Annotated in this window: 21 protein-coding genes; 13 read left to right on the plus strand and 8 right to left on the minus strand. The window is 61.2% G+C overall.

All coding sequences use genetic code 11. From position 1 onward, the window contains the following. Positions 1-308 precede the first annotated feature (308 nt). A complete protein-coding gene (locus PSH76_RS21015; RefSeq protein ID WP_098952537.1) occupies positions 309-1,307 on the plus strand; it encodes an AraC family transcriptional regulator in 999 nt (332 codons plus the stop codon). Between the two features lie 117 nt (positions 1,308-1,424). On the opposite strand, the gene PSH76_RS21020 is transcribed toward PSH76_RS21015, so the two are convergent. Beyond that, a complete protein-coding gene (locus tag PSH76_RS21020; protein WP_056790329.1) occupies positions 1,425-2,519 on the minus strand; it encodes a PLP-dependent cysteine synthase family protein in 1,095 nt (364 codons plus the stop codon). Positions 2,520-2,735: 216 nt separating this feature from the next. On the opposite strand from PSH76_RS21020, the gene nhaA reads away from it, so the two are divergent. Beyond that, positions 2,736-3,920 carry a Na+/H+ antiporter NhaA gene (gene nhaA, locus PSH76_RS21025; protein WP_032893143.1) on the plus strand — a complete coding sequence of 395 codons (1,185 nt, stop codon included), beginning with the start codon at positions 2,736-2,738 and terminating at the stop codon, positions 3,918-3,920. 171 nt (positions 3,921-4,091) lie between these two features. Here the strand turns inward: nhaA and PSH76_RS21030 are convergent, their stop codons facing one another. From PSH76_RS21030 to dinG, 6 genes are all read right to left on the minus strand, one after another. After that, positions 4,092-4,556, minus strand: a complete 465-nt coding sequence (locus PSH76_RS21030; protein ID WP_003189251.1) for a glycine zipper 2TM domain-containing protein — start codon at positions 4,554-4,556, stop codon at positions 4,092-4,094. Positions 4,557-4,820: 264 nt separating this feature from the next. Next, on the minus strand, positions 4,821-5,468 hold the full coding sequence (gene pdxH, locus PSH76_RS21035; protein ID WP_305492863.1) for a pyridoxamine 5'-phosphate oxidase: 648 nt from the start codon (positions 5,466-5,468) through the stop codon (positions 4,821-4,823). 27 nt (positions 5,469-5,495) lie between these two features. Then, the gene (locus tag PSH76_RS21040; RefSeq protein ID WP_084570955.1) at positions 5,496-6,641 is read right to left on the minus strand and encodes an OmpA family protein; all 1,146 of its coding nucleotides are present in this window, start codon (positions 6,639-6,641) and stop codon (positions 5,496-5,498) included. Positions 6,642-6,783: 142 nt separating this feature from the next. Then, positions 6,784-7,929, minus strand: a complete 1,146-nt coding sequence (locus PSH76_RS21045) for a serine hydrolase domain-containing protein (protein ID WP_305492864.1) — start codon at positions 7,927-7,929, stop codon at positions 6,784-6,786. A gap of 82 nt (positions 7,930-8,011) precedes the next feature. Next, positions 8,012-10,309 (minus strand): beta-galactosidase, encoded by a 2,298-nt coding sequence (locus tag PSH76_RS21050; RefSeq protein WP_305492865.1) that lies wholly within the window; start codon positions 10,307-10,309, stop codon positions 8,012-8,014. A gap of 88 nt (positions 10,310-10,397) precedes the next feature. Then, positions 10,398-12,542 (minus strand): ATP-dependent DNA helicase DinG, encoded by a 2,145-nt coding sequence (gene dinG / locus PSH76_RS21055; protein ID WP_032893148.1) that lies wholly within the window; start codon positions 12,540-12,542, stop codon positions 10,398-10,400. Positions 12,543-12,641: 99 nt separating this feature from the next. On the opposite strand from dinG, the gene PSH76_RS21060 reads away from it, so the two are divergent. Continuing rightward, positions 12,642-13,106, plus strand: coding sequence for a CopD family protein (locus PSH76_RS21060; protein ID WP_305492866.1), 465 nt, complete (start codon positions 12,642-12,644; stop codon positions 13,104-13,106). Between the two features lie 565 nt (positions 13,107-13,671). Here PSH76_RS21060 and PSH76_RS21065 read toward each other — a convergent pair. Continuing rightward, complete coding sequence (locus PSH76_RS21065) at positions 13,672-14,430, minus strand: hypothetical protein (RefSeq protein WP_032893150.1); 759 nt, start codon at positions 14,428-14,430, stop codon at positions 13,672-13,674. A 179-nt stretch (positions 14,431-14,609) separates the two neighbouring features. On the opposite strand from PSH76_RS21065, the gene PSH76_RS21070 reads away from it, so the two are divergent. From PSH76_RS21070 to PSH76_RS21115, 10 genes are all read left to right on the plus strand, one after another. Further along, positions 14,610-15,107, plus strand: coding sequence for a DUF6231 family protein (locus PSH76_RS21070; protein ID WP_138763367.1), 498 nt, complete (start codon positions 14,610-14,612; stop codon positions 15,105-15,107). 4 nt (positions 15,108-15,111) lie between these two features. After that, positions 15,112-15,582, plus strand: a complete 471-nt coding sequence (locus tag PSH76_RS21075) for a YchJ family protein (protein WP_003189238.1) — start codon at positions 15,112-15,114, stop codon at positions 15,580-15,582. A gap of 21 nt (positions 15,583-15,603) precedes the next feature. Next, a complete protein-coding gene (locus PSH76_RS21080) occupies positions 15,604-16,086 on the plus strand; it encodes an LEA type 2 family protein (protein ID WP_032893153.1) in 483 nt (160 codons plus the stop codon). Then, complete coding sequence (locus PSH76_RS21085; protein WP_032893155.1) at positions 16,083-16,298, plus strand: SEC-C metal-binding domain-containing protein; 216 nt, start codon at positions 16,083-16,085, stop codon at positions 16,296-16,298. Before PSH76_RS21080 ends, PSH76_RS21085 begins: the two co-directional genes overlap by 4 nt. A 246-nt stretch (positions 16,299-16,544) precedes the next feature. After that, positions 16,545-18,986, plus strand: a complete 2,442-nt coding sequence (locus PSH76_RS21090) for a penicillin acylase family protein (RefSeq protein ID WP_305492867.1) — start codon at positions 16,545-16,547, stop codon at positions 18,984-18,986. Between the two features lie 627 nt (positions 18,987-19,613). Further along, positions 19,614-20,618 (plus strand): ligase-associated DNA damage response exonuclease, encoded by a 1,005-nt coding sequence (locus PSH76_RS21095; protein ID WP_032893158.1) that lies wholly within the window; start codon positions 19,614-19,616, stop codon positions 20,616-20,618. Further along, positions 20,615-22,249 carry an ATP-dependent DNA ligase gene (locus PSH76_RS21100; RefSeq protein WP_138763365.1) on the plus strand — a complete coding sequence of 545 codons (1,635 nt, stop codon included), beginning with the start codon at positions 20,615-20,617 and terminating at the stop codon, positions 22,247-22,249. Before PSH76_RS21095 ends, PSH76_RS21100 begins: the two co-directional genes overlap by 4 nt. 308 nt (positions 22,250-22,557) lie before the next feature. Beyond that, positions 22,558-23,337, plus strand: a complete 780-nt coding sequence (locus PSH76_RS21105) for a transporter substrate-binding domain-containing protein (protein WP_033902768.1) — start codon at positions 22,558-22,560, stop codon at positions 23,335-23,337. Positions 23,338-23,394: 57 nt separating this feature from the next. After that, positions 23,395-24,123 (plus strand): ABC transporter permease, encoded by a 729-nt coding sequence (locus PSH76_RS21110; RefSeq protein ID WP_305492868.1) that lies wholly within the window; start codon positions 23,395-23,397, stop codon positions 24,121-24,123. Beyond that, positions 24,120-24,830, plus strand: a complete 711-nt coding sequence (locus PSH76_RS21115; RefSeq protein WP_044272623.1) for an ABC transporter permease — start codon at positions 24,120-24,122, stop codon at positions 24,828-24,830. The genes PSH76_RS21110 and PSH76_RS21115 overlap by 4 nt, the downstream gene beginning before the upstream one ends. Position 24,831 lies beyond the last annotated feature (1 nt).

Genomic DNA, 24,831 nt, shown 5'->3' on the forward strand with positions numbered 1-24,831 from the left:
AATATCCGCCATTGCCCACGGCACTTGAATTGCGAACCCTCCTGCACTGGAGGGATTTGTTGTTTGCCAAGCCTGTAGGAACAAGCCTGCGCTGTAATCCCTATCGCAAACAGCGTGCCACTTTGCTTAAACGCGCTGAAGGCCTTTAGACATCAGGGCTTGGGGTTTACGGGCGACTCCGAGGCGCGCAACAAGGTGGCGGATTTCCGCCCACTCACCCTGTATCGTCCTACAATTTGGCGGATATCCGCCTTGTCGCCCCGCCGGGTGATGGCTACCATCCGCCACTCCATGGATGAGGCCCTTGCATGCGTGAACGTACCATCGCCAGCCATTACGCCCGAGCAGCCCTCGGCGGTGCGCGCCGGGCCGGTTTTGACTACTCGGGGGTGTTGCAGCAGGTGGGCATTACCCCGGAACTGCTGACCGAGCCCCGCGCCCGCATCGCTCCAGAGCAATTTACCCGGTTGTTGCAAATGCTCTGGCTGGAGCTGGATGACGAATACCTGGGGTTTGCCGAAGGGCCGAGCAAACGTGGCACTTTTGCCATGATGTGCCACGCGCTGATCCATTGCCGCACGCTGGAGAAGGCGCTGGAGCGCGGCTTATTGTTTTATAGCCTGTTCCCCCAAGGCCCGCGCTGGCAGCTGACCAAAGAAGGCGACATGGCGCGCCTGAGCCTGGACGACTCGCAGTTATGGGACCCGGACCACTTTCTCAGTGAATGCCTGCTGGTAATCTGGCATCGCCTGGGCAGTTGGTTAATCGGCCAGCGTATCCGGCTGCAGCAGGCCACCTTCAGTTACCCGATGCCGGCCCATGCCGGTGAATACGACCTGCTGTTCCCCTGCCCCCAGGTGTTCGGTGCGCCGACCAGTAGCCTGGTGTTTCCCAGCCGTTACCTGAGCCTGCCGCTGTTGCAGGATGAACGCACCCTCAAGCACTTCTTGCAGCGCTCCCCTGCCGACTTGTTATCCCGGCCGGATGAAGGCGACAGCCTGAGCAGCCAGCTGCGCCGCCTGCTGAGCCGCGACCGCACGCCCTGGCCAGACCTGGAAGCCGTTGCCCAGCACCTGCACATCAGCCCACAGACCCTGCGCCGGCATCTGCGCGAAGAAGGCACGAGTTTTCAGGCATTGAAGGATGAGTTACGCCGGGATATCGCCATTTACCACTTGGGGCGGGCGGATTTGTCTTTGCAGGAGATCGCCGAACAATTGGGGTTTTCCGAACCGTCGGCGTTTCATCGGGCGTTCAAGAAGTGGACGGGGTTGACGCCGGGGGCCTACAGAGCGCAGGAGAGCTAGAGGTGTGTTGGCAGGGAGGGCCTCATCGCAGGCAAGCTACAGTTAAACGGGTTTCAGAATTTAATGTGTGAATACATTCAAAGGTGGGAGCTGGCTCCCACACTGTTTCGCAGGGTGTCAGATATTGGCCCGCAGGATGCTATCGGGTAGCGCTTCACCACGTTCGACACTTGCTGCTACAGCCGCGATCAAACCCTCCAGCTCATAGCCCTGCCCCGCCAGCCACGCTTGATCATAATAGGTCGTGGCATAACGCTCACCACCATCGCACAAGATCGCGACAATCGACCCCGACGCCCCCGCCGCTTTCATCTGTTGCGCCGCCATCAGCGCACCGATCAGGTTGGTCCCGCTGGAACCACCAACCCGTCGCCCCAAACGCTGCGCCAGGTAATGCATGGCCGCCAGGGACAATGCATCTGGCACCTTGACCATGGCATCAATCACCGCCGGCAGAAACGATGCCTCCACCCGTGGGCGACCAATCCCTTCAATCCGCGAGCCACAGTCCAGGCGCAGGCTGGCGTCACCACTCTGGTAGAAGTCGAAGAACACCGAGCGTTCGGCATCGGCACACAGCACCCGGGTGCAATGCTGGCGATAACGCACGTAGCGGCCCAGGGTCGCGGTGGTGCCGCCGGTGCCAGGGCTGGAAATCAGCCAACTCGGCTCCGGGTGCTGTTCAAAGCGCATCTGCTGGAAGATCGACTCGGCAATATTGTTGTTCGCCCGCCAGTCGGTGGCACGTTCGGCGTAGGTGAACTGGTCCATGAAGTGACCACCGCTTTCCTGGGCCAGGCGTTCGGATTCGGCATAGATCTGCGTCGGGTCCTGGACCAGATGGCTTTTGCCCCCGTAGAAGGCAATTTGGGCGATCTTCTCTTGAGAGGTTGTAGCGGGCATGACGGCAATAAACGGCAAGCCGAGCAAGCGCGCGAAGTAGGCTTCCGAGATCGCCGTGGAGCCACTGGACGCTTCGATAACGGGGGCGCCCGGCTTGAGCCAGCCATTGCACAGCGCATACAGAAACAGCGAGCGCGCCAGCCGGTGTTTCAAGCTGCCAGTGGGGTGGCTGGACTCATCCTTGAAGTACAACTCGATGCCTGGCAAACCCGGTAATGGCAGCGGGATCAGGTGGGTATCGGCGCTGCGCTGGAAGTCCGCTTCAATGATGCGAATGGCTTCGCGGGCCCAGGTACGGTGGTCGCTCATGGTGGCTTCTCTAAAGGTTTTCGGCGGTGATCTTAAGATGTTTCCTACACTCCACACAGATACAGTGACGACGCAATTGGACACACAATTGCTAGTCTTTGGCTCACCGATGTCCCGGGCCATCTCTTATAACAAATAAGAATATAACTTTTGTTTTAACAACTAACGGTACGGGTTAGGGTACCCACCTATTGAACCTGGATTGGAGAGCATCCCTTGCCTCTGCGTAGCACTTTCACCCGTTTCTTCCAGCTGGAAGCCGCCAGTGGCCTGTTGTTGATCGCCGCTGCTGCCTTGGCGCTGATTATCAACAACTCACCGTTGTCGCACCTGTACAACGCCTTTCTCGACACGCCAGTGGTTGCACAGGTTGGCGCGCTGAAAATCGCCAAACCGGCGCTGCTATGGATCAACGATGGCCTGATGGCCCTGTTCTTCCTGCTGATCGGCCTGGAGGTCAAGCGCGAGCTTCTGGATGGCCACCTGTCCAAGCCTTCCCAAGTGGTACTGCCTGGCGCAGCGGCCATCGGTGGCATGGTGGTGCCGGCGCTGATCTACTGGGCGCTGAACAAGGACAACCCCGCCGCCCTGGCTGGCTGGGCGATCCCTATGGCCACCGACATTGCCTTTGCGCTGGGCGTTCTGGCCCTGCTAGGCAAGCGCGTACCGGTGTCGCTGAAGCTGTTCCTGATGACTCTGGCGATTATTGATGACCTTGGGGCCATCATCGTCATTGCCCTGTTCTATTCCGCTGACTTGTCCACCGCATCCCTGGCGGGCGCGGGGGCGTGTTTAATTGCACTGATCGCGATGAACCGCCTGGGCGTGATCAAGCTGGGGCCGTATATGATCATCGGCCTGATCCTGTGGGTGTGCGTACTCAAGAGCGGTGTGCATGCGACGCTGGCTGGCGTGACCCTGGCGTTCTGCATTCCACTGCGCACCAAGAATGCCGAAACCTCGCCGCTGCTGAGCCTGGAACACGCCCTGCACCCATGGGTGGCCTACGCCATCCTGCCGCTGTTCGCGTTTGCCAACGCCGGGGTCTCTCTGACGGGCGTCAGCCTGGAAAGCTTCACCCACTCCGTGCCCATGGGCATCGCCGCAGGCCTGTTGATCGGCAAGACCGTCGGTGTGTTCGGCCTCACCTGGCTGGCGATCAAGACCGGCATCGCCTCACTGCCCAGCGGCGCCAATTGGGGCCAGGTATTGGGCGTAGCGATCCTGTGCGGGATCGGCTTCACCATGAGCCTGTTTGTCGGCTCCCTGGCGTTTGTGCCAGGCGCCAGCGAGTTTGCCGGTGAAGATCGCATGGGGATTCTGACCGGGTCGATCCTGGCGGCGTTTATCGGGTATGCGGTGACGGCGATGGCGAGTCGCAAGAAAGCCGTCGTTGCATGATTGAAGTAGGAGCGAGGGGGACGCCTAGTTCTTGCTCGCGAAAAACTTACAGGCGCCGCATTCATTGAGCACGCGTTATCGTTAACGTTTTTCGCGAGCAAGCTCGCTCCTACAAAAAAACCCCCAACCGGTCACCCGGTTGGGGGTTTTTATTCGCCTGTAGCTTAAGGCTTAGCGAGTCACGCGGCTGGTACCGTCGACGGTCATGATGCGTACGCGGTCGCCAATGCGGAAGATTTCATTTTCCTGCACGGCTTGTACGTAGGCGCGCATGCTGCCGTCGTCTTCGCGCACGGTGATTTCCACGCCCTGGGTACGGGTCAGGCCTTCTTCAGTGGCCGAGCCCAGCAGGCCGCCCGCAACGGCGCCGATCACCGCGGTAACGATGCTGCCACGGCCGCCACCGATGGCGCTGCCGCCAACGCCGCCGATGACTGCGCCCGCAGCGCCGCCGATTGGGGTTTTGGTGCCTTCGATTTTCACTGGACGCAGGGATTCGATGGTGCCCATGCGAACGGTCTGTACACGACGCGCCTCATCACGAGAGTACGAGTCGCCGGTCAGACTCGAGGCGCAGCCACCCAACAGCAACGACAGGGTGGTAAAGCAGGCAACTAGTAAAACGGACTTACGCATAGCATCAACTCCAAAGGACAGGTATTCATTAAACGCTGTGGCTTGGCGCGTGTCACGGCGCGCCAGGCAGAAACTTGCTTTCATTCAGCCTGAGTACAGACTGCCAGCACCAGAGAACTCGACGAACGGTAACCAAGCCAGGGTACAGAACGATGCCATAACCGGCTCGATCAGTGTAGCGCACAGCCGAAAGCGCCCGGAGCCTCTTGAACAGAGACTTCGGCGCAACGGTGTTGATTCAGGCGGGATGACGAAAGGTGACGCTCAGGGCGCCAGACGCTCGCGGGACCATTGGCCGTCTTGCAAACGGTAGTTGAGACGATCATGCAGGCGGCTGGCGCGGCCTTGCCAGAACTCGATGCGCTCGGGCAGTAAACGGTACCCTCCCCAATGCTCGGGGCAATCGGGCTGGGTATCGCTGAAGCGCTCTTCAGTGGCCTTGAGCAGCGCCTGCAGCTCTTCGCGATCACGAATCACCTTGCTCTGCGGAGAAGCCCAGGCGCCCAGGCGACTGCCCAACGGGCGCACCTGGTAATAAGCATCCGACTCTTCAGGCGTGACCTTGACCACGCGCCCTTCAACGCGTACCTGGCGCTCCAGGGTTGGCCAGAAGAAGGTCATGGCCGCAAACGGCCGCGCCGCGAGTTGTTCACCCTTGGCGCTCTGATAGTTGGTGAAGAAGGTAAAGCCCTGCGCATCCAGGCCCTTGAGCAGCAGGATGCGGCAGTGCGGGCGACCGTCCTGGTCGACTGTCGCCAGCGTCATGGCATTGGCCTCCACTGGCGGCTGTTCGGTTTTAACCGCATCGCCAAACCATTGGTGGAACAACGCAAACGGCTCGTCCGGGGCCTGGGCCTCGCTCAAACCGTCCCGTGTATAGTCACGGCGCATATCGGCCAGTGCCTGGGTCATGCGGCTTTATCCTTGTGGTTCAACAGCTCAGTTTTTTGCCTGGTCGTTCGAAGCAGGTGCCGCCTTGGCTTTGGCAGTCGCCGGCTTCTTGGCAGCCGGCTTGGCCGCAGCCTTTTTAGCCGCTGGCTTGGCCGCCGCTTTCTTGGCCGTGGCCTTTTTGGCAGGCGCTTTAGCTGCCGGTGCTGGCGCAGGCACATTCTGCACTGCGACCATTTCAGCTACGGGCGGGGTCTTGCCCGAGTTGTACTTGCTCAGCAGCGCCAACATCGTTGTACGCTGAGTAAACATGATTTCCATGCGACGGTTCAGCGCACGCCCCTGATTGCTGTCGTTGGCGGCACGCGGCATAAGGTCGCCCATGCCACGCAGCATCAAGCGATCCTGTTTCAGACCACTCAGGCTGAAAATCGAGGCAATGGACTGCGCACGTTCCTTGCTCAACGCCTGGCTGGCAGGAGCGCTGCCCGTGGCATCAACGTGGCCCAGCACCAGTACGGCGGTCTTGGGGTCAGCTTCAACTGCCTTGGCCACCCGCGTGAACGGGCCCAGGGTCACCGGCAGCAACATGGCCGGGCGCTTGGGGTTGTAGGAACCGTCTACCGGGGCAATCACCACCAGGGTGTTGTCACGGCGCTCAAGTTGCAGGTTGCTGTCCTTGATGGCCGCACGCAAGCGTGGTTCGTATTCGTCCAGCCAGGCTTGGGTGATCTTCGGGTCAGGCATTTGTACGTTGGTCACGTCAACCTTGGCCAACGGCTTTGGCTTGCTTTCGAACGGCCACCACCAGCGCGGCTCGCTGTCGGTCTTGGCGACGACAGGCGCTGCGTCCGAGGCCGGGGTTGCGGCCTTGAGGTCGGCTTTCAGGTCAGCCTTGGCGTCAGCGGCTTTTTCTTCGGCGCTCTTGGTGGAAAACGGCCACCAGCTATAACCGGTGTCAGCCTTGGCAGGCGCTGCTGCAGCGGCGACAGGTTCAACAGGCTTGGCACCCGCGGCCGGCTTGGCGTCGGGCTTGGCATCCGGCTTGGCGTCGGTCTGGGCCACTGGATCCTTGGTTGCCGCTTTGTCAGATCCAAATGACCACCAATGCCCACCTTCGGCATCATTTTGTGGAGTTTGTGCACAACCCGTAATAGTGAGACACAGCGCCAGTGCCAAAGACTTGTTCGATAACATGAGATATCCACAAAATGAGAAAAAACAGGGGGTCGCGGGACCCGTTAAACAGACGCTAAAAGAACATTCAAGTTACAACATGTCGTTCAGCATCTTTTTTATACTTGCCTTTGTAACAAAAAATTGTGAAACAGCAAGGGGTTTATAGACAACCGGCCAATATTCCGACCAACTTCTGGGCACGCGGGTCCATAAGTACGTAAGGCCCCAGGGTATTAGTCACAAAACCGAAGGCTACATCATGTTCAGGGTCGGCAAAGCCGACTGAGCCCCCTGCCCCTGGATGCCCGAATGCACGGGGTCCAAGGCCGAACGTGGCATTGGGCAACTGCGGTTGATCCAACATGCAGCCCAGGCCGAAGCGGGTTTGGGTCAATAAGGTTTTATCCAGCCCGATACTGTGCTCACGGGTCAATTGTTCGAGCATGTCGCTTTCCAGCAAACTACCGTCCAACAACCCACTATAAAACCCGGCCAGGCTGCGCGCATTACCGTGGCCATTCGCCGCAGGCTGCTGCATACGTCGCCATTCGGGCTTATTAGTGCTGGTCAGAATAGACGGTGGGTTGGCAAATGCACGGGTAGTCATCGCCGCAGGCTCGCGCATCATTACTTGAAGTAACCGTTGCGCGGCTTCATCCCCCATAGTGCCTTTGCTGCGCGCGATATGGGCGACGCGATAAAACTCTTCATCTGCCAGGCCCACATGAAAGTCCAGCCCCAATGGGCGTGCCACCCGCGCCACGATCGACTCCCCCGGCCCGCGCCCATCGGCGCGGCGCAACAGTTCGCCAACCAGCCAGCCGTAGGTGATCGCCTCATAGCCATGGCCCTGGCCCGGAGTCCACCACGGGGCCTCGGCCGCCAGAGTATCGACCATCAATTGCCAGTCATACAGGGCTTCGATGGGCAGCATTTCGCGGATGGCGGGCAGCCCGGCCTGGTGGCAAAGCAACTGGCGCAGCGTGATCGTTTCCTTGCCAGCCGCGGCAAACGCCGGCCAGTAATCGGCCACCGGCGCATCGAGCTTGAGCTTGCCTTCGGCGACCAGTTGCAGGGCAGTCACTGCCGTGAAGGTCTTGGTGCAGGAGAACAGGTTGACGATGGTATCGCTGTGCCAGGCCTCGGCACCGTCCTTGTCGGCAGTACCGGCCCACAGGTCGACGACGGTTTGCCCGCCGATCTGGATGCATAGCCCGGCACCACGCTCCTGAGGATCATCGAACAGGGCGGCGAAGGCTTCGCGCACCGCTTCGAACTGCAGCTCGTAATGACCCTGAATCTGCACCTAAGTCCCCTCGGAAAACACCATGAAAAGTGGTCGCCATTCTTTCAGCCATTGTGGGTTTTGTGAACCCGTCAACGATGAATCAATGCCCATTCCCAGCATGCCCGCCAGGGTGCCCGGCGCCCTGCCCCGCGCCTTTGCCGTCACGCCCAGGTTTGGCGGCGTCACTCTCACGCGTCGCTTGGGTGGCCTTGGCTTTTTGCGCCTCACGGCCCAGTTGGTCGAGCGCGGCCAGGTTGCTCTTGCGCACCGTCTCGACAAAGCCCTGGAAGGGTACATCGGTGATGCCGACCAGGCCGAAATGGCCGTTTTCACCATCCAGCAGACGCCCGGTGACCGGCTGGTCCAGGTACTGGAACCAGTGCACCCCGACAATCGACGGCTCGGCCACCGCCTGCTTGAGGAAGGTCGTATACGCCGCGCCACGGTCTTCTTCGCGGGCCAGTTGCGTCACGCCGCCCCAGAACGGGCCACGGTCGGCAGAGCCAAAGTTGAATTCGGTGATCAGTACCGGTTTGTCCAGCGCACGCAGCGCGGCGAAGTCATAACCATCCTGAGGCTTCAAGGTATACATATTGAAGCTCAGCACATCGCAATACTGCGCGCACGATGCGACCGCTTCCGGCGTGCTCACCGCAAAGCGACCGCCCAGCAACAGCTGGTTGGGCGCGTGCCACTTCAGCGAGTCGGAGATGGTCTTGAAGTAAGCATCGGCGAAAGTCTTCTGGAAATACTTGAAGTCGGCTTCGATCTCCGGGTGTTCAGGGCTGGGCATCGGCGGCTCAAAGCCCGGGTCTTCCATCAGCTCCCAACCGGCCAGGTGAATGCCCCAGGCTTTGGAAAAGCCCTCTTCATTGCGGTATTTGTCGCGCAGTTGCTTGAGGAAGGCGCGCTTGGCCGGCACGTCGGTGGTCATGCGCAGGGTGCCGTAGGCCAGGGCGTAACGGGATTTGGCATCGTCTCCGGGGCCGGCCCAGGCCAATTCGTTGTCGGCAAAGAAACCGATCAACCACGGGTCATCGCGGTGATCGCGTGCCGCAATGGCCACGGCGCGTTCAGTGGCCATGGCAAAGCGTGGGTCGAACGGGTCGGGCATGCCGCCCCACCAGTCGGTGCCGGTGCTGATGCTGGCATAGTCACCAACAATCGACAGCGGCAAGGTGTACGGCACCCGGTCGGCAGTGGCCAGGTCCGGATCGCTCCAGTTGCCGACGGTGTTGAAGCCCCAGGCTTGCAGGCGATCGAGCGTATGGGTCACCCAGCGTGGCTGGTCCAACGCGTCACCGCCGTAAGTGCGTTGCAGGTTGGCGCCATAGAAATCGTACCAACGCCCCGAGCCAAAACCGCGGCCTTCACCCGCGCCGTTGCCGGTGCGGCTGTCGTCGCTGCCGTAGTACTTGTCAAAGGGTTCGCCGGCCTTGGGCAGCGCCGCGAACATCCACTCGCGCCCCGCCACATAGGTCTGGCTGTTGTCCGGTGCCACGGTGTTCACCCCCAGGGAGTAGAACGGATGCCCGTCCGGCGTCACCAGGTACCAGCGGCCGTCGCGCTTCTGGGTGCGAAAAAAACCGCTGGCGTCGAAGGCCGGGCCCTTTTTCCAGCCGCCGTATTGATCCAGCGAAGACTTGTCCCGCTCGGCCAGCCAGGCCTTGAGCTGCTGTTGTTCCTTGGCGGCCGATGCCTTGAGTTGCTCGTCGCTGCTGACCTTTTCCGGCCAGCGTGCGCGGGTGGACTGACCATAGGCGTCCACCAGTTCAGTGTAGGCGGCCTTCAATACCGGCTCGCTGTCCTGCACGCCAAAGCGTTCCAGCAGGATACTTTGGGCGGCATTGGGCTTGAGCATCGACAGGGTCACCGAGACAACCTGGCTGCGGTCGATTTCCCCGGCGCTGGCGGCCAGCAACACCCGTTGGCCATCCACCGTCATTGGCATCGGCGGGCCGGCCTTCATGCCCTGGCTCAGGGGGGCGTTGGCTTGCAGCGGGACGAGTAACGTCTGGGCCGGGCCGGCCGGCAGGTCGATGCGGCTGACGAGCGTCTTGCCGTCGGCGCTTTGCACCTTGACGTAAAGGGTCAACGCCCAGTTCATCGCGCTCTGGATACGCAGGCTCATGGCGCTCGATTGCGACCAATCCCAGGTACCCGTCTGCGGGCTGAGCACCAGGCTCGGCTCGGCAGCCGGGTTGAAGGTGATGCGGCGCAGCACCTCGCCTTCGGGCGTTTGTTCGGCATTGTATTGCGGCAGGCTGGCGTCCTGGGTCGCCACCTTGACCACATCGGCAGGCCGGACGAAATTGAACAGCGTTTGTTGCCCCTCGGGCGCAGCCATCAGCGGCGCAGCGAACAGCAGGGCAAAAAGAGCGGGCAGCGTGCGAATCATACGAACAAGGTTCTCCCAAACGGCCGATGACTGGCCTGACGATAGTGATGAGATAGACCACGCAGTGGGCGATTTCGCCCACAGTGGCTTAAGAAATTTCGCGCCTGAACGGCGGCAAGGCATTGAGGATCGCCTTGCCATAGCGCTGGGTGACCAGGCGCCGATCGAGCAAAGTGATGGTGCCGCGGTCTTCTTCGGTGCGCAGCAGACGCCCGCAGGCCTGCACCAGCTTCAGTGAAGCATCTGGCACCGAAATTTCCATGAACGGGTTGCCGCCCCGGGCTTCGATCCATTCGGCGAGTGCGGCCTCGACCGGGTCATCCGGCACCGAGAACGGGATCTTGGCGATCACCACGTGTTCGCAGTAAGCGCCGGGCAAGTCCACGCCTTCGGCAAAGCTGGCCAGGCCGAACAACACGCTGGAATCCCCACCGTCGACCCGCGCCTTGTGCTTGTTCAGGGTTTCCTGTTTGGACAGGTTGCCCTGGATAAACACCTGCTTGCGCCAGTCGCGGTCGAGGCCGTCGAACACGTCCTGCATCTGCTTGCGCGACGAGAACAGCACCAGGGTGCCGCGGGAACCTTCCACCAGCGACGGCAGATCGCGAATGATCGCCGCCGTGTGCGCGGCCGCGTCCCGTGGGTCGGCCTTGAGGTCTGGCACCCGCAGCACGCCGGCGTCAGCGTGATGAAACGGGCTGGGTACCACGGCGGTAACGGCCTTTTTCGGCAGGCCGGCGCGCATGCGGAAGCGGTCAAAAGTGCCCAGGGCCGTCAGCGTGGCCGAGGTTACCAGGCAGCCGTAGGCCACGTTCCACAGGTTGCGACGCAGCATTTCAGCGGCGAGGATCGGACTGGCGTTGACCTCGATATCGAACAGCGCACCGCTTTCCGACAGCGTCAGCCAGCGGGCCATGGGCGGGTTGTCTTCCGGGTCTTCGACGGTAAAGGCGGTCCACAGCTCCCAATTGCCTTGGGAACGAGACAGCAGGCTGCCGAACAAGGGGTACCACTCTTCGGCCTGGTTGCTGGCGATGCCGATATTGACCTCGCCATCCATGCCTTCCTTGAGCAAGTCCGTCAGGCGCGTGAACAGGTCGGTGAGGCGTGAAAAGCCTTTCTTCAGCTCGATGCCCATTTCGCGCATGTGCTCGGGGATCATCCCGCCAACAAAACGATGGCGCGGGCGCTCGCGGCCCTCGACGTCTTCACCGGGCTTGAAGTCCGCAACCTGCTCGCAGGCGCTGAACATGAACTGCTGCTGGGTCTTGATCTCGCGCGCCAGCTCCGGCACTTGCTCGATCAACTTGCCCAGGTCGCCGGGCAACGGATGCTGGGCAAGCAGCTTGGTGAGGTTCTTGGCAGTGGTTTCCAGCCAGTCGGCCGTGGAGCGCAAGCGGGTGTAATGGGCGAAATGGCCAATGGCCTTATCTGGCAGGTGATGGCCTTCGTCGAACACATAGAGCGTGTCGCGTGGGTCGGGCAGTACCGCGCCGCCACCCAGGGCCAGGTCAGCCAGCACCATGTCGTGGTTGGTGACGATGACGTCCACCTTGCCCATGCCTTCGCGCGCTTTGTAGAAGGCGCACTGGCCGAAGTTGGGGCAATGGCGGTTGGTGCACTGGCTGTGGTCGGTGGTCAGGCGCGCCCAGTCGGAGTCTTCCAGGGCGGTGGGCCAGCTGTCGCGGTCGCCGTCCCATTTGTTGCCGGCCAGCTTCTCGATCATGCTGGTAAACAGCTTCTGGCTGACCTCATCCACCTCGATCTTGAAGCCTTCTTCTTCGAACAAGGAGGCGGTGGCGGTTTGGGCGTGGCCTTCCTGCAGCAATACGTCGAGCTTGGACAGGCACATGTAGCGGCCACGGCCCTTGGCCAAAGCGAAGGTAAAGTTCAAGCCACTGTTGCGCATCAGGTCGGGCAGGTCTTTGTAGACAATCTGCTCTTGCAGCGCGACGGTAGCGGTGGCGATCACCAGGCGCTTGCCAGCAGCCTTGGCCGTGGGGATCGCGGCCAGGCTGTAGGCCACGGTCTTGCCGGTACCGGTACCGGCCTCGACGGCCACTACCGCAGGCTCACCCTCGCGGCGGCCCTCGTCGTCGGTGTCGATATCCCCGAGGACTTTTGCCACTTCGGCGATCATCAGGCGCTGGCCGTAGCGCGGCTTCAAGCTTTTGGCTTCGAGAAAACGCGAATAGGCGCCCTGGATCGTGGTTTTGAGTTCAGTGCTGATCATGGATAGTCGGGCGCAAAAAACGCTGGATAAATTTTCAGTGGTTCGGATCGGCCGCTATCATACCCCGCTAATTAATCCCGCGCAGAACGGAGTACCACAATGACCGCGTTTAGCCTCGCTTATACCCTGCATGTACTGGCCGCATTCATCTGGGTCGGCGGCATGTTTTTCGCTTGGATGATCCTGCGCCCCGCCGCCATGGCGGCACTTGAGGGCCCTGCCCGGCTCAAGCTATGGGCAAATGTGTTTCAACGTTTTTTTGTATGGGTATGGGTGGCGGTGGTGCTTTTGCCGATCAGCGGCATGGGTTTGCTGCACCTGCGCTTCAGTGGTTTTGAAACCGCGCCGCGCTATGTGCAGGTGATGATGGGCTTGTACCTGGTGATGACGGCGCTGTTTATCCGCATCCAGGCGTTGAAATTCCCGGAGCTGAAGGCAGCGGTGGCGGCTGAAGATTGGCCGGCAGGCGCGGCTGCGCTGGGACAGATTCGCAAGTTGGTGGGGATTAACTTGATTGTCGGGTTGGTGGTGGTGGCAGTGGCTTCGGCTCGGCCGATGTTCTGAGCTGTTCTTGCTGACACTATCGTGGCGGTATCTAAATAACTCTGTAGCGCTCAACGGTAACCACGATGCGAAGCGAGCCGCTCTTGATCTGCTTGTGATCTTGATCTCAGGCGCCCCGTTAAACCACGCTGGCCGGAATTCGACAGGGATTTGGGGGGTAAACCGGCAGGGATGCCGGTTTAGCCGCCCCGCGCCATGGATGGCGCGTGGCGGCGGCCCCCCAAATCACTGGCGGATTACGGGCACACCGAGCCTAAGCGAGGTGCCGAGTGGTGGGGCAAGAGCGTTTTGCTTACTTTTGCGCTTTTCAAAAGTGAGCCGCTGTCAGAGCGGAACCCTAGGTCGCCGTTACCTAAATAACGGATATTTACCCGGTCCAACTGTGTTGACTGCCAGGCCGTCTTCGCAGGCAAGCCAGCTCCCACATGTGGATCGCGGGGCGTCAGGTAGATAAGCGTCGGCTGTCAGGCCGTCGCGGGAGCAAGCTCCCTCGCCACAGGTCCAGCATCGCGCCGAAAATGTGTGATACCTACGGCTTGCCAGCGATGGCGTAAGGCCAGGCGACTCAGAGCCGCTGGATAGTCACAGCCCCCGCAGGCCCAGCCGGCCCCGGTTGCCCTTCCAACCCTGGACGGCCCTTTTCGCCGCCGTCCGCGCGGTACACCAGGCAGCCCTTGGACTGCCCGCCCTTGCCGGGTTTACCCGCAACACCTGCCAGGCCTCCCGCCCCGCCATCGACCCAGACCTTGATCTGTTCAGCCGGGAACGCCTGCGGCAACTCAAGGCGTACCTGCGCGCCCGCCGCCCCTGGCCGGCCATCGCCGCCGTTATCGCCATTAAAACCGCGCCCGGCTGAACCCCAAGTGCAACCCGGGTCCACGCCGTTGGCACCATCCAAGCCCGCATAACCTTGGGCTCCGGCGCCGCCACGGGCATCCACCAACAGCGCGTCTGCGGTCAGCGAGTTAATGCGCAAGGTCAGGTCACGCCCAGCCTTGGCGGGTTTTTCGTGGGTACCGGGAGCGCCCCGTGAGGTGATCTGGCTACCTTGCTCCAACTGCGCATCGCGCACTTGCATTTGCAGTGCGGTATTGCCGGGAACAATGGTGATGCGTGCGTCGCGCCCCAAGTGCAGCTCATCCACCGTGACCTGGCTGATGGTGGCCGGAATCAGCAAGGTGCCGTAATCCGCCACGTCCAGGCGCTCGAGCTGCAACACGCTGGTGCTGCTGGGCAAGCGCATCAACGAATTGGTTTCAACACTGACGCTCTGGGCCAGGGCAACGGGGCTGACCAACAGGGCCAACAGAAAAACCTTACGCATCATGGGGCTCCTGAGTGTTTTCAAATTTTTCTTTGAGCGCACAGTAACGACTTCTACAGGCGATTTGCCAGTGAAGGATCAAAAAACTTTAGTTCTCCCCCGGCGGCTATCGACCGCCGCGCTCTAGGCCCACGCGCCCAGCCGCGCTAGTCTCTACGGTCTTGATGCGAGGATCTGCAATGACCGCTGGAATTTCTGCCCGTACGCCCCAACAAGCCTTGGCGGCCCTGCTGGACCTTCACAGGCCAAAACGCCTGTTATTAGTAGGCGCCAGCCAATTTCCGGCGCTGGATGCCTTCAAAGCTGCGCACCCGGATACCGAGGTGTTCTATGCCCCGCCAGGGCCATTGCCGGAAAACCTCGCGGTGCAGCGCTTTGACCTCGCGCTGGTGGTCGACTGCCTGGAGCACCTGACCAAACCCCAGGGCCTGACCCTGCTCGGTGGCATTCGTAACCTCAACGCCAGCCGCATCGCCGTGCTGGCCGACCTGAGCGCCTGCGACTGGAAGGACACCGACTTTTTCTCCCTGGCCCTGCAAGCCGGCGAACGCTTCCAACGCGATGATCAGGTACTGACGCTGTTTACCTATGATCTGCTTGACTATAAACAGGTGCCGGACTGGCTCAACGCCCGCTTCTGGGCCAACCCGGAAAACTTCGGAAAGTATTGGTGGTAACCCGATGAGTACATCCATTTGCCCGTGCGGCAGCGGCAATCTGCTGGATGCCTGCTGCGGCCATTATCACGCCGGTCACCCAGCCCCCTGCGCCAGCGCGTTGATGCGCTCGCGCTACAGCGCCTATGTGCTGGGCCTGGTCGATTACCTGGTCGCCACAACCTTGCCTGCGCAACAGGCCGGCCTGGACCGCGACGCCATTGCCGCCTGGAGTGCCCAGAGCACCTGGCTGGGCCTTGAGGTGGAAAGCTCCGAGGTGTTCGGCGGGCAACCGGAACACGCCTTTGTCACCTTTACCGCGCGCTGGCATGACGCTACCGGTGAACATAGTCACCGCGAGCAGTCTTCTTTCGTACAGAATGAGGGGCGCTGGTACTTCATCGACCCTACAGTAGAAGTGAAGGCCGGACGTAACGACGCCTGTTTGTGTGGCAGTGGGCAGAAATTCAAGAAGTGCTGTTCCAGCTACTTCTAATCACTTGACGGGGAAAACGCCATGCTTCGGATGTATAGCTTGATGCTGGCGTTGACCCTGGGCCTGACCGGCTGCGCGTCCTGGTTCGAAGACGACACGCCGCCGCCCCACGTTTCCCTGGTCAAGGTCGAAGTGGTGCGGGCCAAGCTGTTGGAGCAGAAATTCAAGCTGTACTTTCGCGTGGACAACCGCGACGACGCCGACCTGACCGTGCGTGGCCTGGTCTACAAGGTCAGCCTGGGCAACCTGGTGTTGACCGAAGGCGAGTCCAACGAGTGGCTGACCGTACCGCCACGCGGTCATAAATTCTTCAAGGTCTCGGTGCGCACCAACCTCTGGCCACAAGTGCGTGAGGTGGTGCAGATGCTGAAAAATCCCGACCGGCCCGTGCCTTATCGTTTAGAGGGCGAACTGAAAACCGGATTATTCATCGGTAATGACGTGCAGGTGGCACACAATGGCGAGATAATCCCCGGCGATTTTATTCCGGAGCAACATCGATGACACAGCAACCCCATGTCCATGGTCCTGACTGCAACCACGATCATGATCATCATGATCATGCCCACCATGATCACGACCACGGCCATGTTCACGGCCCGAACTGCGGCCACGCTCACCAAGAGCCGGTGCGCAATGCGTTGAAGGACGTAGGTCGCAACGATCCCTGCCCGTGCGGCAGCGAGAAGAAATTCAAGAAGTGCCACGGCGCTTAAACCGCACGTGTAGGAGCGAGCTTGCTCGCGAAAAACGTCAACGATTACGCGTGTTTCCTGAATAAACACAGCGCCTATCGGTTTCTCGCGAGCAAGCTCGCTCCTACAAAGCCTTAAACCAGCCCCCACCTCGATGGATGGCTGTTTCAAGTTCTCACGCAATTGCCAAAACTCCCGCTTGCGTCGTTTCGCCGCGCTCACTAACGTAGCGCCTTTACTGACGCTACCCCCCGCAGGAGCTTTGCCATGGCCTCGCCAGCCCTCTTACATTTTCTTCCCCGGTTCGGCGTTGCCGCGGCAGTGGTCAGTGCCTTGGGCCTGGCCGGTTGCCAGCTCCAGAACACCCAGGACACCCTGCCGCCCGTTGCTGGCGTGCAGCCGATCAAGGGCCTGGCACAGAATGTGTCGGTGCGCCGCAATGCCCAAGGCATGCCGCTGATCGAAAGCAACACCTTCCACGACGCACTGTTCAGCCTCGGTTACGTGCACGCCAGCGACCGCATCACGCAGATGGTCACCCTGCGCCTGCTGGCCCAGGGCCGTCTGGCGGAAATGTCGGGGCCGCAAGTGCTGGATGTCGACCGCTTCATGCGGGCGGTCAACCTCAAGAAAAGCGCCGGCGAGTTGTACAACGCCTCATCGCCACGCCTCAAACGCTTCTTTGAAGTGTATGCCCGAGGCGTCAACGCCTACCTGTTCCGCTACCGCGACAAGCTGCCGGCGGACCTGGCCCAAAGCGGCTACAAGCCCGAGTACTGGAAACCGGAAGATTCGGCGCTGCTGTTCTGCCTGCTCAATTTCAGCCAGTCGAGCAACCTGCAGGAGGAGCTCTCGTCCCTGATGCTGGCGCAAAAGGTCGGCGTCGACAAACTCGCCTGGCTCACCCCAAGCGCACCGGACGAACCCGTCCCGCTGGCCGAAGCCGACAAGCTCAAGGGCGTCAACCTGAGCCAGATCACCGGCCTCGCCGGGCTGGAAACGGTAGGCCAGCAATTGCGCAGCCTCAACGCCCTGGGCGTCACCACCTCAAGCAACTGGGCCATAGGCCCGCAACGCAGCCGCAGCGGCAAGAGCCTGTTGGCCAACGACATCGCCGCTCAGCCACAAGCACCGTCGCCGTGGAGCTACGTGCAGATTCGTGCGCCCAAATACCAGGCCGTCGGTGCTTCGATTGCCGGCCTGCCGACCCTGCTCTCCGGTTTCAACGGCAAAGTGGCGTGGAGCATGAGTGCGGTCAAGGGCGACACCCACGACCTGTTCCTGGAGAAGGTCAAACGCCAGGGCAGCGCGCTGTACTACGAGAACAACGGCAAATGGCTGCCGGCCGGCGTGCGCAACGAAACCTTCTTTATCAAGGGCCAGCGCTCGATTCGCGAAGTGGTGTACGAAACCCGCCACGGCGCCCTGCTCAACAGCAGCCAGGCGCTCACCAGCGGTCTTGGCCTGGCCTTGCAAACCGCCGACTTCAAAGACGACAAGAGCCTGGATGCATTCTTCGACCTGTCCCGCGCACAAAACGCCGGCAAGGCCTCGGATGCCACCCGCGAAATTCGCGCCATCGCCCTGAACATGATCTTCGCCGACGCCAGCAACATCGGCTGGCAAGTCACCGGACGCTTCCCCAACCGCCGCGAAGGCGAGGGCCTGCTGCCATCGCCGGGCTGGGACACGCGCTTTGACTGGGACGGCTACGCCGACGCGATGCTGCACCCGTACGACCAGGACCCGGCCCAAGGCTGGATCGGCACCGCCAACCAGCGCACCGCGCCGCGTGGCTACGGCATGCAACTGTCCAACGCCTGGGATGCACCGGAGCGCAGCGAACGCCTGGCGCAACTGGCCAACGCCGGCAAGCATGACAGCCGCAGCCTGATTGCCATGCAATACGACCAGACCACCCTCTTCGCCGCCAAGCTCAAGAACATGTTCCAGGCGCCGGGCATGGCCCAGCCCCTCAAGCAGGCCATCGATGCATTGCCGGCAGCGGAACGCGCCAAGGCCCGCGAAGCACTGGAGCGCCTGATGGCCTTCGATGGTCGACTGGCGACCACCTCGGCTGACGCGGCGACCTATGAACTGTTCCTGCAAGAAAGCGCCCGGCAGATCTTCCTCGACAAACTCGGCCCGGAAAACAGCGCCAGCTGGAAAGCCTTCGTCAGCAACGCCAGCCTGTCCTACTCGGCCATCGCCGACCACCTGCTGGGCCGTGAAGACAGCCCGTTCTGGGATGACACGCGTACCGCGCAAAAAGAAGACAAACCAGCGATTCTGGCCCGCACCCTGGCCGCCGCCATCACTACTGGCGACAGCCAATTGGGCGCCGATCACAAGGCCTGGCAGTGGGGCAAGCTGCACAGCACCACGTGGAAAAATACCAGCGGCCAGGTTATCCGTGGCCCCTTCGCCAGCGGTGGCGATCACAACACCCTGAACCCGGCGCCGTACACCTGGGGCCAGGATTTCAACACGACCCAAGTATCGGCGCTGCGCATGATCATCGACTTCGGCCAGGCGGAACCGATGATGGGCCAAGGCGGCATCGGCCAGTCCGGCAACCCGGCCAGCCCGAACTATGCCAACGGCATCGACCCGTCGCTGAAGGGGCAATACCTGAGCTTTCCGATGCAGCCGCAGAATTTTGAGAAGGTGTATGGCAAGGCCAGATTGACCCTGACGCCCGGTAAGTAAACCGGTTTCCAGTGACGAAACCAGATAAAGCGGGCCTGCCTGCGATAGCAGCCGAGTAACCACGATGCGAAGCGAGCCGCTCTTGCTCTTGACCTGCTTGTGATCTTGATCTTAGGCGCCCCGTCAAACCACGCTGGCCGGAATTCGACAGGGATTTGGGGGGTAAACCGGCAGGGATGCCGGTTTAGCCGCCCCGCGCCATGGATGGCGCGTGGCGGCGGCCCCCCAAATCACTGGCGGATTACGGGCACACCGAGCCCAGGCGAGGTGCCGAGTGGTGGGGCAAGAGCCCTTTGGTTACTTTGGGGCTTTTCCAAAGTGACCCGCCGTCAGGGCGGAACCCTAAGTGGCCGTTACCTAAATAACGGATATGTACCCGGTCCAACTGTGTTGACTGTTAGGCCGCCTTCGCGAGCAAGCCCGCTCCCACAGTTGGATTGTGGGGTGGCAGGTAGATAGGTGTCGGCTGGGAGGCCGTCATCGCAGGCAAGCCAGCTCCCACCGTTGGATCGCGGGGCATCAGGCCGACATCGAAGGCAAACCCACCTCTGCACTGCCCGCATTCAAATAGAACTTCTCCCCCCAGCCCCGCCTCATAACTAACAAGCCCACCGCCCCGGCCACCCCATGGACCTCGTCATCGCCCGCCCCGAAGGCCTCTACTGCCCTGCCGGTGATTTTTACATCGACCCCTGGCGCCCAGTGGAACGCGCAGTCATCACCCACGCCCACGGCGACCACGCCCGCACCGGCAATCAACACTACCTGGCCGCCGCCCCCGGCGAAGGCATCCTGCGCTGGCGCCTGGGCCAGGACATCAACCTGCAAACCCTGGCCTACGGCGAACGGTTGGTGCATCACGGCGTGACCCTGAGTTTTCATCCGGCCGGGCATGTACTGGGTTCGGCCCAGGTACGCCTGGAATACCAAGGCGAAGTCTGGGTGGCGTCCGGCGACTACAAGGTCGAGCCCGATGGCACCTGCGCCCCCTTCGAACCGGTGCGCTGCCACACCTTTATCACCGAATCCACCTTCGGCCTGCCGATTTACCGCTGGCAGCCCCAGGCGCAGATTTTTGCCGGGATCAATGACTGGTGGCAGGCCAATATCGCCAGTGGCAAAGCCAGCGTGTTGTTCTGCTATTCATTCGGCAAGGCCCAACGCATCCTCCATGGGCTGGACGCCAGCATCGGCCCGATCCTCAGCCACGGCGCGGTCGAGCCGTTGAACCGGGTGTACCGCGAAGCGGGCATCTACATTCCCGAAACCCTGTATGCCGGCGACTTCAAAAAAACCGACCCACTGCTGCGCCAAGCCCTGATCATCGCCCCGCCCTCTGCCGGTGGCAGTACCTGGATGCGCCGCTTTGGCGACTACAGCGACGCCTTCGCCAGCGGCTGGATGCGCCTGCGCGGTACACGGCGGCGGCGCGGTGTGGACCGTGGCTTCGTGCTTTCGGACCACGCCGACTGGCCTGGCTTATTGTGGGCCATCGAACAAACCGGCGCACACCGGGTGATGGTCACCCATGGCTCGGTCGGAGTGTTGGTACGTCACCTGCGGGAAAAGGGCTTGGATGCCCAAGGTTTCAGCACCGAGTACGGCGATGACGAAGAAGAGGTCACGGCATGAAAGCCTTCGCCGAGCTGTACGCCAACCTCGACGCCACCACCTCCAGCAATGCCAAACTCGCCGCCCTGCAAGCCTACTTCATGCAGGCGCCGCCGGCCGATGCGGCCTGGGCCGTGTACTTTCTCAGCGGTGGGCGGCCGCGCCAACTGGTGCCCACACGTCTGCTACGGGACATGGCCACCGAAGCGGCCGGTATCGAACCCTGGCTGTTCGAAGAGAGCTACCAGTCCGTGGGTGACTTGGCCGAGACCATCTCCCTGCTCCTGCCAGAATCCACCTACACCTCCGAAGACGGCTTGGCCGTATGGCTGGAAGAAAAACTCCTGCCCCTGCGCGGCCTGCCGCCCTTGGACCTGGCAGAACGGCTGCCCGCGCTGTGGGCGCAATTGGACCAACCGAGCCTGATGGTGTGCATCAAGTTGATCACCGGCAGCTTCCGGGTCGGGGTGTCCAAACTGCTGGTGACCCGCGCCCTCGCCGCCATGGCCGACCTCGACAGCAAACGCGTAGCACAGCGGCTGGTGGGCTACACCGACCTGTCGAACCGTCCGACAGCCGAGGGCTACCTCAAGCTGATCGCCGCCGAATCATCCGACGAACACGCGCAACGTGGCGGGCAGCCCTATCCGTTTTTTCTGGCTCACGGGCTGGCGCAACCGGTGGAGCAATTCGACACGCTGCTCGGTCCGCCCGCCGACTGGCAGGTGGAATGGAAGTTTGATGGCATTCGCGCACAACTGGTCAAGCGCGAGGGGCGCCTGTGGGTCTGGTCTCGCGGTGAAGAGTTGCTGACTGAGCGTTTCCCCGAACTTCATAGCTTGGTCAGTGGCCTGCCCGACGGTACGGTGATCGATGGCGAAATCGTGGTGTGGAAAGATTCGGTGCAACCCTTTGCGCTGCTGCAACAGCGCATTGGCCGCAAGACCTTGAGTAAAAAAGTGCTAGAGGATGCGCCAGTGGCGGTGCTCGCCTACGACCTGCTGGAATATCAGGGCGACGACTGGCGCAACCACACCCAGGCTGAACGTCGCACCCAATTGGAACAGGTGATCGCGGCGTGCAACCAACCGGTGTTATTGCCCTCGCCATTGCTGGAAGGCCAAACCTGGGCAGCCTTGGCCGAACAGCGCGAAGCCTCTCGCAGCCTGGGGGTGGAAGGCATGATGCTCAAGGACCGCAAGGGCCTCTACGGCGTGGGCCGCACCAAGGACATGGGCCTGTGGTGGAAGTGGAAGGTCGACCCCTTCAGCGTCGACGCCGTGTTGATCTACGCCCAGCGCGGCCATGGTCGACGCGCCAGCCTCTACAGTGACTACACCTTCGCTGTATGGGACGGCCCGCCGGGCAGCGAGCGCACCCTGGTGCCGTTCGCCAAGGCGTATTCCGGGCTGACCGACGAGGAAATGCGCAAGGTCGACGCCATTGTGCGTAAAACCACCGTGGAGAAATTCGGCCCAGTCAGCAGCGTGACGCCGAGCATGGTGTTTGAGCTGGGTTTCGAAGGGATTGCCCTGTCCAAGCGGCACAAGAGCGGGATTGCCGTGCGGTTTCCGCGAATGCTGCGCTGGCGCCAGGATAAGGCGGTGGAAGAAGCGGACAACCTGGCCACGCTACAAGACCTGCTGACCTGATATAGCCCTTGTGGGAGCTGGCTTGCCTGCGATGACGGTGAGTCAGCACCCCATGTAACAACTGACCCACCGCTATCGCAGGCAAGCCAGCTCCCACCTTTTGATCAGCAACCGATCCACAATGGTGCACTGGAAATTCCATGCCCACTTTCGGGCACCGCCTACACTTGAAACTGCCTTATCCCACCTTTTAAAAAGCCCATCCGGAACTATGGTGCAGAAATTGCTACTTGTGATGGGTCTGACACCGTTCAGTAACAGTCCTAATCGCGCCACAAGCGCTTATCTTGGTTTCCAGGGATTACCTAATGAAAAAAGCATTGCTGACCCTTTCTGCACTGGCTCTGTGCATGGCTGCTGGTGTTGCTACAGCCAAGGAATACAAGGAATTGCGTTTTGGTGTCGACCCTTCCTACGCACCGTTCGAATCCAAGGCCGCCGACGGCAGCCTGGTGGGCTTCGATATCGACCTGGGCAATGCGATCTGCGCGGAGCTGAAGGTCAAGTGCAAGTGGGTCGAAAGTGACTTCGACGGCATGATCCCGGGCCTGAAAGCCAATAAATTCGATGGCGTGATTTCGTCGATGACCGTGACCCCAGTGCGCGAGAAGGCCATCGACTTCTCCTCCGAGCTGTTCTCCGGCCCGACTTCACTGGTGTTCAAGAAAGGCGCTGGCTATTCGACGCCAGAATCTCTCAAGGGCAAATCCGTCGGCTACGAGCAAGGCACCATCCAGGAAGCCTACGCCAAGGCTGTGCTGGATAAAGCCGGGGTGACCACCAAGGCTTACGCCAACCAAGACCAGGTGTACGCCGACCTGACCTCCGGGCGCCTCGACGCTTCCGTGCAGGACATGCTGCAAGCCGAACTGGGCTTTCTCAAGTCGCCAGCCGGTGCCGGCTATGAAGTGAGCGCCGCGATCGACGACCCGCTGCTGCCGTCGAAAACCGCGGTCGGTATCAAAAAAGGTAACACTGAACTCAAGGCGCTTTTGGATAAAGGTATCAAAGCGTTACACGATGATGGCACCTACGCCACTATCCAGAAGAAACACTTTGGCGATCTGAACCTGTACAGCGGCAAATAATGCCTGGGGCGCCCTGCTTCGGGTGGGGCGCTTTTTTATCGCCATAGGTCCTGATTTATGTTCGAAGATCTGTTGCAAACCCTCGGGCTGAGCGCATTCAGTCTGAAGGGTTTCGGCCCGCTGTTGCTGCACGGCACCTGGATGACCATCAAATTGTCGGTGCTGTCCCTGGCCGTCAGCGTCTTGCTGGGCCTGCTCGGCGCCAGCGCCAAATTGTCCAGCCTGGCCATTGTGCGTATCCCCGCCCAGCTCTACACCACCCTGATTCGCGGGGTGCCGGACCTGGTGCTGATGCTGTTGATTTTCTACAGCCTGCAAACCTGGCTCAGCGGCTTTACCGACTTCATGGAATGGGAATACATCGAGATCGACCCATTCAGCGCCGGGGTGATCACCCTGGGCTTTATCTACGGTGCGTATTTCACCGAAACCTTTCGCGGCGCGATCCTCGCCGTGCCCCGTGGCCAACTCGAAGCCGCCACTGCCTACGGGCTCAAGCGCGGGCAGCGGTTTCGCTACGTGACCTTCCCGCAGATGATGCGCTTTGCGCTGCCAGGCATCGGCAATAACTGGATGGTGATGCTCAAGGCCACCGCGCTGGTGTCGATCATCGGCCTGGCAGACCTGGTAAAAGCCGCCCAGGATGCCGGCAAGAGCACCTATCAACTGTTTTATTTTCTGGTACTGGCGGCGCTGATCTACCTGTTGATCACCAGCGCCTCCAACTTTGTCTTGCGCCGACTTGAACGTCGCTACTCCGCAGGCGCCCGGGAGGCCGTGCGATGATCGAGCTATTGCAGGAATACTGGCGCCCTTTTCTTTATAGCGACGGCCAGCACATCACCGGCCTGGCCATGACCTTGTGGTTGCTCAGTGGCTCACTGGTGATCGGCTTTCTGGTGTCGATCCCGCTGTCCATCGCCCGCGTTTCGCGCAAGCGCCTGGTGCGTTGGCCCGTGCAGTTCTACACCTACCTGTTTCGCGGTACGCCGCTCTATATCCAGTTGCTGATCTGCTACACCGGCATCTACAGCCTTGCCGCCGTGCGGGCGCAACCGGTGCTGGATGCGTTCTTTCGCGATGCGATGAACTGCACCCTCCTCGCCTTCGCCCTCAACACCTGCGCCTACACCACGGAGATTTTCGCCGGGGCGATCCGCAGCATGGCCCACGGCGAAGTCGAGGCGGCCAAGGCTTACGGCCTCAGCGGCTGGAAGCTGTACGCCTATGTAATCATGCCTTCGGCGTTGCGACGCTCGTTGCCCTACTACAGCAACGAAGTGATCCTGATGCTGCACTCGACAACGGTGGCCTTTACCGCAACGATCCCGGACATCCTCAAGGTGGCGCGGGATGCCAACTCCGCCACCTTCATGACCTTCCAGTCATTCGGCATTGCCGCACTGATCTATCTGACGGTGACCTTCGCCCTGGTCGGCCTGTTTCGCCTGGCGGAGCGGCGTTGGCTGGCTTTCCTCGGGCCGAGCCACTAAG

This window comes from Pseudomonas sp. FP215, from assembly GCF_030687795.1.
Taxonomy (GTDB): Bacteria; Pseudomonadota; Gammaproteobacteria; order Pseudomonadales; family Pseudomonadaceae; genus Aquipseudomonas; species Aquipseudomonas salmasensis.